10 protein-coding genes are annotated in these 13231 nt (G+C 68.4%); 3 read left to right on the plus strand and 7 right to left on the minus strand.

The features are described from left to right. The first annotated feature begins 42 nt into the window (after positions 1-42). Entirely contained in the window at positions 43-303 is a 261-nt protein-coding gene (gene rpsT / locus ABTV68_RS12600) for a 30S ribosomal protein S20 (RefSeq protein ID WP_433674035.1), read from the plus strand. A 127-nt stretch (positions 304-430) separates the two neighbouring features. Here rpsT and araA read toward each other — a convergent pair whose 3' ends face one another. The 7 genes from araA to ABTV68_RS12635 form a co-directional block, all read right to left on the minus strand. Further along, positions 431-1954, minus strand: coding sequence for an L-arabinose isomerase (araA, locus tag ABTV68_RS12605; protein WP_433674036.1), 1524 nt, complete (start codon positions 1952-1954; stop codon positions 431-433). A 16-nt stretch (positions 1955-1970) separates the two neighbouring features. Further along, positions 1971-3557 (minus strand): xylulokinase, encoded by a 1587-nt coding sequence (locus tag ABTV68_RS12610; protein WP_433674037.1) that lies wholly within the window; start codon positions 3555-3557, stop codon positions 1971-1973. A gap of 10 nt (positions 3558-3567) precedes the next feature. Then, on the minus strand, positions 3568-4287 hold the full coding sequence (locus ABTV68_RS12615) for an L-ribulose-5-phosphate 4-epimerase (protein ID WP_433674038.1): 720 nt from the start codon (positions 4285-4287) through the stop codon (positions 3568-3570). A gap of 92 nt (positions 4288-4379) precedes the next feature. Continuing rightward, on the minus strand, positions 4380-5387 hold the full coding sequence (locus tag ABTV68_RS12620; RefSeq protein WP_433674039.1) for a LacI family DNA-binding transcriptional regulator: 1008 nt from the start codon (positions 5385-5387) through the stop codon (positions 4380-4382). A 106-nt stretch (positions 5388-5493) separates the two neighbouring features. Next, entirely contained in the window at positions 5494-6540 is a 1047-nt protein-coding gene (gene holA, locus ABTV68_RS12625; protein ID WP_433674040.1) for a DNA polymerase III subunit delta, read from the minus strand. Between the two features lie 56 nt (positions 6541-6596). Next, positions 6597-8912, minus strand: a complete 2316-nt coding sequence (locus tag ABTV68_RS12630; protein WP_433674041.1) for a ComEC/Rec2 family competence protein — start codon at positions 8910-8912, stop codon at positions 6597-6599. After that, complete coding sequence (locus tag ABTV68_RS12635) at positions 8909-9517, minus strand: ComEA family DNA-binding protein (RefSeq protein WP_433674042.1); 609 nt, start codon at positions 9515-9517, stop codon at positions 8909-8911. The genes ABTV68_RS12630 and ABTV68_RS12635 overlap by 4 nt, the downstream gene beginning before the upstream one ends. Before the next feature lie 803 nt (positions 9518-10320). Here ABTV68_RS12635 and ABTV68_RS12640 point away from each other — a divergent pair. Both ABTV68_RS12640 and ABTV68_RS12645 read left to right on the plus strand, forming a co-directional pair. Then, entirely contained in the window at positions 10321-12525 is a 2205-nt protein-coding gene (locus ABTV68_RS12640) for a sensor histidine kinase (protein ID WP_433674043.1), read from the plus strand. Then, positions 12525-13223 carry a response regulator gene (locus tag ABTV68_RS12645; protein ID WP_433674044.1) on the plus strand — a complete coding sequence of 233 codons (699 nt, stop codon included), beginning with the start codon at positions 12525-12527 and terminating at the stop codon, positions 13221-13223. The genes ABTV68_RS12640 and ABTV68_RS12645 overlap by 1 nt, the downstream gene beginning before the upstream one ends. Positions 13224-13231: the final 8 nt, after the last annotated feature.

Consider the following 13231-nt stretch of genomic DNA (forward strand, 5'->3'; position numbering starts at 1 on the left):
TCGACAAACCTCATCCCATTCGGAACGAAAGTCAGACCACACGTGGCAAACATCAAGTCGCAGATCAAGCGCAACAAGACCAACGAGAAGGCCCGCGAGCGCAACAAGGCCGTCAAGACCGAGCTGAAGTCCGCCGTGCGCCGCACGCGCGAGGCCATCGCGTCGGGCGACAAGGCTGCCGCTGAGGCCGCACTGAAGAACGCGTCCAAGAAGCTGGACAAGGCCGTCGGCAAGGGCGTCATCCACGAGAACCAGGCTGCAAACCGCAAGTCCTCGATCGCCAAGCAGGTCGCCGCTCTCTGAGCCTTCGACAGGATGCCCGCCCCGTTTCGGGGCGGGCATCCTGCGTTTTACGGCGTCATCCTCCGGCGAGAGATGGAAAACGCCGCTCCGACAGGCGTCGGAGCGGCGTTTTCGATCTCTCAGCGGCTCAGAGTCCCTGGGCCAGGCGGTAGTACGCCTGGTTCCAGCGCACCTGCTGCTGGAACGCCGGGAGCGTGGTGTCCTCGTCGATCACGAGGAGCTCGACCCCAGCCATGTCGGCGAAGTCGCGGAACGCCTCCAGCCCCACGGCGGTCGACATCACGGTGTGGTGCGCCGCGCCCGCAGTGAGCCAGGCGGCGGCGCTGGTGGTGAAGTCCGGCGCGGGCTTCCATACCGCGCGTCCCACCGGGAGGCTGGGCAGCGGCTGGCGCGGCTCGACGTTCTCGACGACGTTCGCGGTGAGGCGGAAGCGGTCACGCATGTCGCTCATCGCCACGACGACGGCGGGGCCGGGATCAGCCGTGAAGACGAGGCGCACCGGGTCGTCCTTGCCGCCGATGCCCAGCGGGTGGATCTCCAATGTCGGGCGCGCGGTCGTGAGTGAGGGCGAGACTTCCAGCATGTGCGCACCGAGGATCAGCTCATCGCCCGGGGTCATATCGTAGGTGTAGTCCTCCATAAGGCTCGCACCGCCGGGGAGGCCGGCGCCCATGACGTTGGCGATGCGCACCAGCACGGCCGTCTTCCAGTCGCCCTCGGCGCCGAAACCGTAGCCCTCGGCCATCAGTCGCTGCACCGCGAGTCCGGGGAGCTGCTTGAGCTCACCAAGGTCCTCGAACGAGGTTGTGAAGGCCCCGAAGCCGCCCTCCTCCAGGAACGAGCGCAGGCCGATCTCGATCGCGGCTCCGTCGCGCAGGGACTGGTGGCGCTCGCCACCGCGACGCAGCTCAGGCACCACATCGTAGAGTTCCTCGTACTCGGCGACGAGAGCGTCGATCTCCGACTCCTCCGCGGCGGCCACGGCCGCAGCGAGGTCGTTGACGCCCCACGTGTTCACCTGCACGCCGAAGCGCAACTCTGCCTCGGTCTTGTCACCTTCCGTGACGGCGACGAACCGCATGTTGTCGCCGAAGCGCGCCAGCTTGAGCGAGCGCGCGGCCGCGAGGCCCGCGGCGGCGCGCTGCCATGTGGTGATCTCGGCGCGCACGCGGGCGTCACTGGCGTGGCCGACGACGGTCTTGCGCGGGACGCCGAGGCGGGTCTGGATGTAGCCGAACTCCCGGTCGCCGTGCGCGGCCTGGTTCAGGTTCATGAAGTCGAAGTCGATATCGGCCCACGGCAGCTCGACATTGGCCTGCGTGTGCAGGTGGGCGAGCGGCTTCTGCAGCGCGTCGAGACCCGCAATCCACATCTTGGCCGGACTGAACGTGTGCATCCAGGCGATGAGGCCGATGACGTTCTCCGCAGCGTTCGCCTCGAGCACGAGCGTGCGAATCGACGCGGAGTCGGTGAGCACCGGCTTCCAGACGATCCGCACCGGAACGTCGTCGGCCGCGTCCAGGAGCGCGGCGATCTGCTGCGACTGCTCCGCCACCTGGGCGAGCGTCTCGGGACCGTACAGGTGCTGGCTGCCGGTGAGGAACCAGACCTCGTAGGCGTCGAGCGTGGTGGAGAGGGGCGTGCGGGTCATGATGTCCTTCCGGGATTCAGAGCGCGTCCACCGCGGCGACCTCGATCGCGAGGCCCCGGTGGTAGCGGTCGAGGTAGGTGGCGAAACCGGCGACATCGTCGGCCTCGGGTTCGGTGACGCGGGTGTCGGCGGCGGCGAACACCGCATCGTTCAGATAGTCGCGGAGCGCGGTGGTGTCGGCGTGATCGAGGTACGACGCCAGCACCGCGATCCCCCACGCGCCGCCCTCGGCCGCAAGCTCACCGACCGCAACGGGCGCGTTCAGCGCGGCGGCGAGGAAACGCTGCGCCACCCCGGCCGTGCGGAACATCCCGCCATGGGCGAACATGCGATCGAGCTGGACGTTCTCGGCGTCCAGAACGCGCATCCCGAGCGCGAGTGTGGCGAAGACGCCGTAGAGCTGCGAACGCATGAAGTTGGCGAGGCTGAAGGAGCTGTCGGGCGTTCGCGCGAACAGCGGACGCCCCTCCGTCAGCCCGGCGACCGGCTCACCGGCGAGGTGGTTGTAGGCCAGGAGGCCACCCGCATCCGGCTCGCCATCCAGGGCCTCGCGGAAGAGGGTCTCGAAGACCGCATCTTCATCGACGGACTGTCCGGATGCGGCGGCGAATCGCGTGAAGAGTCCGGTCCACGCGGCCAGTTCGCTCGCGCCGTTGTTGCAGTGGACCATCGCCACGGCATCGCCTGCCGGGGTAGTGACCAGATCCAGTTCGTGATGTGCGGACGCGAGCGGTCGCTCGAGCACCACCATGGCGAAGATGCTGGTGCCGGCGGAGACGTTGCCGGTGCGCGGCGCGACGGAGTTCGTGGCAACCATGCCGGTGCCGGCATCGCCCTCGGGCGGGCAGAGCGGGGTTCCGGCGCTGATGCCACCGGTGGGATCCAACAGCAGAGCGCCCGCGTTCGTCAGCGAGCCGGCGGCAGCGCCCGCGGGAAGTACGCGCGGAAGCAGGTCGCGCACGGCGCGGGGAAGGCGTCCGGCGGTAACCCGGTCATAGGCATCGAGCATGTCGGCGTCGTAGTCGACCGTCGCCGAGTCGATCGGGAACATCCCGGACGCGTCGCCGACACCGAGCACGTGCTCCCCCGTGAGACGCTCGTGCACGTAACCGGCGAGGGTGGTGATCCGATCCAGCGCGGGGAGGTGCTCCTCCCCCGTGAGCACGGCCTCGTGGAGGTGCGCGATGGACCAGCGCAGCGGGATGTTCACGCCGAACAGTTCGGTGAGCTCCGCTGCCGCCGCAGAGGTGTTGGTGTTGCGCCAGGTGCGGAACGGGACGAGGAGGTCGCCGGCCGCGTCGAGTGCGACGTACCCGTGCATCATCGCGGAGATGCCGATCGCACCGAAACGGTCAGGGCGGACACCGTGACGCGTCTCCGCGTCTGTGAGGACTCCGGCGACGGCCGCCTGCACGCCGCGCCACACCTCATCGATCGGGTAGGTCCAGAGCCCGTCGACCAGGTCGTTCTCCCAGGCGAAGGATCCCACGGCGATGACGTCGGACGGGTCGGGCCCGATCAGACACGCCTTGATCCGGGTCGATCCCAGCTCGATCCCGAGACTGGTGCGGGCTGCGGTGATGTCGGAAGCTGCGGTGCTCATGTTCGCTCTCTCACCGACGCGCGTCGGTGTTCTGCCCGTAGACGTTCTGGTAGCGGTTGTAGAGCGCGTCAATCGCCTCGGGCGCGATCGGGATGAGCGGACCGGCCTCGCGGGCGAGGTGGACGGTGCGCGCCACGTCTTCGACCATGACCGCCGCCTTGACCGCGTCGCGGGCGTTCACACCGATCGTGAACGGGCCATGGTTGCGCATGAGCACCGCACGCGAGCGATGTCCTCGGAGCGTCTCGACGATGCCGCGACCGATGGAGTCGTCACCGATGATCGCGAACGGTCCCACCGGAATCGGCCCGCCGAACTCGTCGGCCATCGCCGTGATGACGCACGGGATCTCCTCGCCACGCGCCGCCCACGCCACGGCGTAGGTGGAGTGGGTGTGCACAACGCCTCCGACCTCCGGCATGTTGCGGTAGACGTACGCGTGCGCCGCGGTGTCACTGGACGGTGCCCGCTCGCTTCCGGGAGCACCCGGGATCGCGTTGCCATCCAGGTCGCAGAGGATCATGTTCTCCGGAGTGAGATCGTCATAGCTGATCCCGGAGGGTTTGATGACGAAGAGATCCGCGCCGGGGACACGTCCCGACACGTTTCCGCCGGTCCAGACGACCAGCGAATATCGCACCAGTTCGGCGTGCAGACGCGCGACGTCCTCACGAACGATTCGGATGGCCGCATCGATCTCCGGGCCGAAGGTGGGCTCTGTGCTGCTCACGGTACCTCGCTGTCACGTGGTGGGCGGGTCACGGAATGTGACCGGTCACAGAAGTGTGTCACATGGACGAATGCACCGTCAAGGAGGCGACGTCAGTCGCGGGCTGCGATGGAGTCGCGAACCACCAGCACCGGCGTCACCGGCGCGGCCGGAGTGCGGGTGTCGGAGGACCCGACGAGGAACTCCACGGCGCGGCGCGCGATCGCCGTGAAGTCCTGGTGCACGGTCGTGAGCTTCGGCCAGTAGTAGGCTGCATCGGGGATGTCATCGAAGCCCACGATGCTGATGTCCTGGGGAACGGCGACGCCGGCCTCATGGAGCCCACCGAGCAGCCCGAGCGCCATCTGATCGTTGGCCGCGAAGACCGCGGTGACCCCGGCGTCGACGATCGTCCGGGCTGCGGCATAGCCCGAGCCCGCCGACCAGTCCCCCGTGATGATCGGTCCGATCGGAAGCCCGCGGTCGGTGAGTTCCGCCGCGTAGCCGTCTGCCCGGGATTGCGCTTCCAGCCAGTCGATGGGACCTCGAAGGTGCGCGATTCGCGTGTGTCCGGCGTTCGCGAGGGCGCCGACGGCCAGTCGCGCGCCCGCCACCTGGTCGATGGACAGCCCGTGCTCGCCGTGCCCCGACGAGTGCAGGGTGATCATGGGGACGTCGACGTTGAGCGACGAGACGGCGTCGAGGGTCGCGGCGTGCGGCGCGACCACGACGATGCTCTCCACGCCCTGCGCGAGCAGGTGTTCGATCGCCGATGTCACCGACGCGGCATCATCCGCCTCCGCGAACGCGGCGCTCACCCAGTACCCGGCTTCCCGTGCAGACGCCTCGATGGCCGCGATGCTCTGCGCTGGGCCGAACAGAAGCGCGTCAGAGGCCAGCACGCCGATGGTGTGCGAGCGGCTGGTGCCGAGGGCCCGCGCCGCGTTGTTGACCCGGTATCCGAGCTCGGCCATCGCCGCGAGCACCCTCTCCCGCGTCTCCGGTGCCACATCCGGGTTCTCGTTGAGCACGCGGGACACCGTCTGGCGCGACACGTCCGCATGCGCCGCGACGTCGCGGACGCCCACTCGCCGCCCTGATGCACCCTTCGCGTCGTTCACGCCGTCGAGTCTATGGCTCACGCAACGACTCGCTACACGTGCCGCACCGGAGCGCCGCGCCCGTCACGCGAAGGGGCGCCGTCCAATGCCGCTCTGCTTCGTGGTGTCAGGCCTGTGAGGCGTAGGGCGCCCGCGTGGCGATGACGGTGACGAGTCGCTCGAGCGCGAACACCGGATCCCGTGAGGCGCCCTTCACCTCGGCGTCGGCGCGGGCGGCGGCCTGGATCGCGATGGCCAGCGTGGTCTGATTCCACCCCGCCAGGTCGCGCCGTGCGCGGTCGACCTGCCAATCCTTCATTCCGAGCCGACTCGCGATGGCCTGGTTCGACTCTCGTCCGGCACCGGCCACTCGCGCCATCGTGCGCAGCTTCATGGCGATGGCGGCGACCATCGGCACCGGGTCGGACCCCGACGCCAGCGCCTGCCTGAGCGACACCAGGGCTTCGGCGTGCTTTCCGGCGATGGCCGTGTCGGCCACGGTGAAGGCCGTCGTCTCGACGCGGCCGCCGTAGTAGCGCGCAACGACCTCGTCGGTGATCTCGCCGGAGACGTCTGAGATGAGCTGCTGACACGCGGCGGCCAGCTCCGTGAGATCGTCCGCGAACGCGCTCACGAGGGCCCGGAGCGCACCCGGCGCGATGCGACGACGCGCTGCCTTGAACTCCCCCGCCGCGAAGTCGAATCGGTCGGAGTCACGCTTCACCGCGGGACAGGCGATCTCGATGCCGCCACCGGCACCAGCGCGGATGGCGTCGAGGAGCTTCTTGCCGCGAACGCTCGCACCGGTGTGACGCAGGATAAGCGTGGCACCATCCTGCGGGTTGTCCAGGTAGGCGACAGCCTCCGTGAGGAACGCGTCGGAGCACTTCTCCACACCGGACACCCGGATCAGGCGCGGTTCGCCGAACAGGGACGGCGATGTGAGCGCCAACAGCGTGCCAGCCGCGTAGTCGTCGGCCCGGACGTCGGACACCTCCAGCGACGGATCCTCCGCTTTGAGGTAGGCGCGCACCCCGGCGATCGCCCGCTCCGCGCACACTTCCTCGGGCCCAGACACCAGCACGATCGGTGCCGGCTGCGGATCGCGCCAGGACACCTGCGGGATGGCCGAAGTCGCCTTCTTCGCGGGTGCTCGACGTGCCGTGGATGCCATGATTCCAGCCTACCCACCGCCTCCGACGTCAGCCCGACGCCGCCGGCCCGGCGGCGCTATGGTGGCGGGTGCTCGCGCCACAGTCTCAGCTCGCCGCCGACGGGTTGCGCCAGGAGCAGTCCTTCCTCATCGGTCCGCGCGATCACGGTGCCGAGCGCCGCGAGCAGGTTCAGCGTCTCGTCCCGGGGATGCCCGTAGTCGTTCCCGCGCCCGACACCGATCAGGGCCAGGCGCGGATGCAGCGCGGCGTACAGCCTCGGCTCCTGGTCAGCGCTGCCGTGGTGACTGACCTTCACGATGTCGTACGCGGATCGGAGACCGCCGGCGCGCAGCAGCCCGCGCTGCGCCTCGGCGTCCAGATCCCCAAGCAGGAGTGTGGCGGGGAACCCTTCACCCGTGACCTCCAGCACGACGCTCGCGGGGTTGCCGGCAACCCGGTCGGAGGTCGGCCACAACACACGCCACCGAGCATCCCCTAGATCTCCGGTGAGACCACGCCGAGCATCCACCACGCGCGCTCCATCAGCCTCGAGCCGATCGACCAGCTCCGCATCCGCGTCTCCGTCGGGCAGCCCATGCAGAACCAACCCCACCCTGCCGATGACCGCAGCCGTGCCGCCGACGTGATCCAGGTCGAAGTGCGTGAGAACCAGCAGATCCACCCGTGTGATGCCAAGTCGCTGAAGGCAGTTATCCAGCAGTGCGGCGTCAGGCCCGGCGTCCACGAGCGCGACATGTCCCGCGGCACGCAATACGGTTGCATCGCCTTGACCCACGTCGCACATCGCGACCGACCACGTCGACGGCGTCGTCAAGGGCACGACGGTGGTGCGCACCAGCCAGCCCCCCACGCCGATTCCGACGCTCACCAGGACGATGCCCGCCGCCCCACGACGCAGCGCCGGAGACCGCGCCCGAACGAGCAGGACCGCGATCGCCCCACACACGATCCCGAGCGTCAACGCTCCGAGCAGCCCCTGCTGCCACGGCAGCACGCTCTGCGGCAGGGATGCGGTCAGGCGCGCTGTGCTTCCCACCCACTGCGCCGGTACCCAGGCGATCGCGATCACAGCCGTGCCGAGCACGGGCACCCCGGCGAACAAGCAGCCGAGCATCCCGGCCAGGGTCGCCACGGGTGCGGCGGGCGCCGCGAGCACGTTCGCCAGTACGCCGGACAGCGACACCGCCGGGCTGATCAGCACGAGAATCGGCGCACAGGCCAGTTGAGCCACGATCGGTGCCGCTAACGGCAGCGCCATCCACATCGGCAGCAATCCCGCCACCGTCCGCGCCGCCGGTGGGCCCAGCACGAGCAGGGCCGCGGTCGCCGCCACGGAAAGTGCGAAACCGATCTCCGACGCAAGCCACGGATCACTGCACAACAGCACGATCACGGCGACGCTCAACACGTGCAACCCGATCTTCGCACGACCCAGGAGTATCGCGAGCATCGAGACGGCCGACATCGCAGCGGCGCGCACGACGCTCGGCTCGGGCGTGACCAGGATCACGAACGCCGCGAGTCCGCCCAGCGCCACAAGAACCCGGATCGCTCGCGGCAGCCGACACGCCGCCGCGAGAGCGAATCCCGCTCCGACCACGAGCAGACAGTTGGATCCGGAAACGGCCAGCAGGTGCGCAAGACTGCTCGCCTTCATCGCCTGGTCCAGATCCGCATCCACGCCAGTGGTATCACCCACGGCCATCCCCGGGATGAGCTGAGCACCGTCTCCCGGGAACGGGCGGGTCTGTTCGAGCAGGTCCTGGCGCAATTGCGCGGCGACAGCGAGAGCGCCCACCGGCGCCGCGATGAGGTCCGGCGGCCGCGACGAACGCAGCGCGACGAGGGCACGATCGCCGGGTTCCGCAGCTTCCACCTGCCCGGTCACCGACACCACCGCGCCGAGATCCACGCCGGCCGGACGCTCCCCGCTGAACAGCACCTCGGCAGGCGCGGTGAATCCGCCCGTGGTGAGGGATCCGCTCAGCCTCCAGGCGCCGTCCCACGCCGGGGTCGGTTTGGACAGCACGGTGAGCGTCCCGCTCACACGGGCGGGCAGCTCCGCGACCGCCTCACGCATCGGCGCCTGTAGCGACACGTGCATGCTCGCCACCGCGATCGCAGCGGCGATGAGCACCGGCAGAGCAGTCCCTCGACGCGCAGCCAGCATCACCCCGACGAGCATCAGGACCCCGGCGATGACAGTGACGGGAAGCGCGAGGTCGACGAACGTCGTCACCACACCGGCGCATACCCAGACTCCGACGACGACAGGCACGAGACGCAGATCACGCGCACGCAGGGAGAGTCCGCGGGAGGAATCCTCGCCGCCGCTCGGCACCGCGGTGGTCTCCGCGCCGTGCCGAGTCATACGCGCACCATCGGCTCGATCGCGGCGAACATCTTCTCGCCGATGCCGGTGACCTCCAGCAGATCCTCCACGGCGGAGAATCGTCCGTTCTCGACTCGCCAGTCGAGGATCCGCTGCGCGAGCGCCGGACCGATGCGCGGGAGCGTCTCCAGATCTGCCGCGGTGGCCGTATTGAGGTCGATCAAGCTGCCGGAAGGCGCCTCCCCTCCCCCGGTGGCCGCCGCCGGAGCTTCGCCCTGCGCGGACACCACGATCTGTTCTCCATCGGCCACCACTCGAGCCAGGTTGAGGGCGTCCGTGGCTGCTTCCGCGACGAAGCCGCCGGCGGCCGCCACGGCGTCCATCACGCGGGATCCCGGCTTCACCGCGTACACACCGGGAACGGCGACGGCACCAGACACATGGACCGTGAGTAGACCCTCCTGCGGCACGACTTCGGAGGCGGACGGGCTCGGCGCGGCGACCTGCTGCACGGTGCCCGCCTGCTGCAGCACGCCGGTGGCGACGGTGGCTGCAACGGCGACCACGGCGACGCCGACGGCTGCCGCGACGCCGATCCGCCAACGACGTCGAGGCTGGTCGAGGTATGCAGAGCCTTCGGTCATCCCGCGAAGCTAGATCCACCGCGGAACGCAAGACCGCCTCAGCCCTCAGTCGTTGAAAAGGTTGGCCCCGGCCAGCGCCTGGGGAGGAATCACAGACCCAGGTTTGGCGTGCGGCCCACACCCCCCGGCGCAAGCCGCACGCCCGCCCCGAAGGGCAGATCGACAGCGCCGATTTCTCGACGGGCCTCACCGGCATCCGACACGCCGACGAGACCGAAACAGCGCGACTTCCCGACTCGGCTGCTCGACGATCCGCAGCGAGAGTAGCCTCCCATCCCGGTATCCAGACAGCCTTTGCCTCAGAGTGACCCCACTGCAGGGGTCATTACCCGCTTCCCGCCGCTGGGCAGCACTACTGGCGCATAGTCTCTTTGATGGGAGATCGGTGCTTTCTCATGCACGGATACCACCAGGGGGAGGCGGATCGTGGGTAATCGACGCGCGCTGCTGTCGATTCACACGCTCGATCGCGCGGGCACACGGCGAGCGGCGTGCGTCGAAAAGCTCGCGTCTCATCGCGAGCGACGGCAAGCTCCGATCAGCCGACTGCCGAAGACGACGACTCTCCGCTCCTCGCTTTCCACCACGATGACAGCTCGGCCGCTCTCACATGACAGTCGACCGATAAGCTGAGGGTGAAAGATCTCTACTTCCCCCCGAGTCAGAGGCACAATGCCGTGATCATCACAGATCCTGCGAGGGTCCGATCACTGGTAGGTGACCTCGTGGCCCGGGTGTTCGACACCGCGTCCGACAGTGCGACGGGATGGGCTTCAGAGACGCTGCTCACGTCTATTCGAAGCGTGGTTCTTCTCAGCGCTGCGGGCTGGCAGGCGGTCATGATCGCCACGACGGCCCTCGCTGTCGGTTGGACGGGTTGGATGCCGATGGCCGGCATGGTGGTGCTTGCGCTTCTCGCCGTGGGCGCACTGCGCGGCATGTTTCCCGACGCCGCCATCCCCGTGGGTATGGCGGCGATCGGCATCTGGTGTCTCCTCCTCGCCCCCGATGTGGAAGCACCGCTCACGCTGGCGGCCTGCTGGCAGATGAACTTCGCCACCTTCTTCGCGGGGCTCTTGGTGAGAGACCGGCGCATTGTCGCCGTGGTCATCGGCTACACGATCGTGACGACGGCCGTCGTGCTCATATTCCGGCCAGACTGGGGACCGGCGTTCGCCATCGCTGTACCGGTAGCGCAGACCTCGATCATCGTCGGTCTTCGACTCGGGCTGCCTGCGCTGCTGCGCATTGGCACCGTTGCTGACCTCAGAGCGCGCACCGCTGAGAATGCCGCCCGCCGAGCCGTCCTCGCCCGCGAGTCGAGCGCTCGCATCGCCGAGGAAGCACGTGTTCTTCACGACACCGCCATCAATACCCTCGGTGCCGTCGCTAACGCGGGTGCGGGCGTCACCGACCTTGCGCGAGTACGACAGCAATGTGCCCGAGACCTCGTGTCGCTGGCGGCACTGCGAACCCAGCACCCGCTGCCGGAGGCCACCTCGCTCCTGGACCTCTTCGGCCAGCCGGGTCTGCCGACCCGACGTAGCGGTCTCACCGATGAGGAGATCGAACGCGTCGGAGCGCGCCTTGACGCGTCTGTCGTGACGGCGCTCCTCGGTTGCGTGCGCGAGGCGGTCACCAACGCCACAAAGCACTCCGGGGCGGACTACGTAGTCATCACCACGGAGGTGGACGGGGACACTTTCAGCCTCACTGTCGCCGACGGCGGAGTGGGATTCGACCCCACAGCCGCGTACGGCCGTGAGCGCGGGCTGATGAACTCGATCGTCGCGCGGGCGTCCGACGCGGGGGTTGCAGCCCAGATCGACAGCGCGATCGGCGTTGGCACCAGAATCAGGTTGACCGCTCCTCTGGACGCCGCACCGCACGATGAGCCCCTCCCGCTGACGGCGGACATCGGGGCCTTCCTGGCCTCCGCTCGTCTTCACGCCGCCACGATGTACGGCCTCGGCGTCACGATCATCGGCGTTCTTCTCACCGTGATCGGCGGCGCCAACGCTTACGGCGCCCACTACCTGATGCTCGCCGTCATGGCTGTTGCCTGGTGGGCGTTCCGTTCGCCTGGCGCCAGGGTCCATCGCGCGGCACTGGCCGTCGGTCTCGTCACCACAGCGCTCGTGGCTTTCATTCTGTCGGCTGCCGCGACCGATTTCGGCTCGCAGGGCGTCGCCCATTGGCAAGCCCTCGCACCCACGGGGCCGCTCATCATGGTGTTTGCGCTCTTCCCCTCACGGCGCTTCATCGTCACTGTCCTGAGCATCGTCGCCACGGTGATTGCGGCTCTCGCCGTCGTGGTAGGGACCGGCGGCCTGGCCCCCGCCGAAAATATCGCCGTCGCGGGATGCGTGACTGTGGGCTTCTCCGCTGTCTGGGCACGATTTCAGATGCTCGTGGAGCGTGTTGGCGAGCGTTCGCTGCGCTCGCGGCAGGAGACATTCGTCGCCAACCTCGCGTCCGAGGTGGCCGCCGCGGCGCAGGCTCACTATCTGCGATGGATGGATGCCGGCCTGGATGACGCGATCGCGCTCCTCCAGGAGCTCGCCGACGGCACCTGCGACCCGACGGACGATACGACGCGCGCGCGATGCGCGGACGAGGAGCGCTATCTGCGCCAACTCGTCCAGATCAGTCCCGAACTCGTGTATCTGGGGCGCGAGATGATGCCCACCCTGCAGTTCGCACGCGACCGGGGCATCGCCTACTCGCTGCGTCTTGGCAGCACAGACACGACGGACGAGACCAGCGCACGACTGCTCTCACGAATGGTGCTTCACAACCTTGCGACGACGCCGCCCGGCAGCAGCGTCCTCGCTTCGGTCTTTCCCACCCAGGACGGCTTGCAGCTCACTCTCGTAGGCTCAAGTCTGTCCGTTCCTCCGTCGCCATTACCGTGGCCGACGGAGACGACTGTCTCGCACGGTCTCATTGAAATGGTCACCCGCGAATCCGACCGCGCCGTGGCCGACGCACGTACTGGAGGTTCGTAATGGAGAGCAGCAAGACGCGACGGGCACGGATCGCCATCGTCGAAGATCATCTGCTGCAGCGCAAGCGCACGGAACAGCTGTTGAACGACACGGGTGAGTTCGAGATCGTGTTCAGCGCTGTGTCGGCCCCGGAGTTCGTCGAGTGGGTGCAGACCGCACCACGATCGGTGCGCCCGCACCTGCTCGTGCTGGATCTGATGGTGGATCGCGAGCCCTCCGTCGACGTCGCCGTGGTCGAATCCCTCCTGCAGGCCGGCCTGAAGATCGTGGTGCTCTCCGCGCTCGCCTCTCCCCCGCTCGTGCGCAGCATCGTCCGCGCCGGTGTGAACGGCATCGTCGGCAAACGTGACGCCGAAGAGGACATTCTGGACGCGATCCGTGCCGTCCTGCGCGGTGAGGAGTGGATCACGACGGAGCTTGCCGCCGTGATCGCCGGCGACCCGAATCGTCCGAAGCTGAGCATTCAGGAGGAGCGCGCGCTCATCCTCTACGCGTCGGGCCTGACCATCGCTGAAGTCTCCACCGCGATGAACATCGGATGGGAGACCACCCGCCAGTACCTGGACCGGGTGAAGAGCAAGTACACGGCGGCGGGGGTTCCGGTACGAACGAAGGTCGATCTCGGCCGCGTGGCCGTGGCGGACGGATACATCGATCCAGCGGACAGCCCGCGCGCGATGGACGCTCCCGCGTCCTGACGCCGTCG

It is taken from the genome of Microbacterium gorillae (assembly GCF_050990725.1).
Classification (GTDB): domain Bacteria; phylum Actinomycetota; class Actinomycetes; order Actinomycetales; family Microbacteriaceae; genus Microbacterium; species Microbacterium gorillae_A.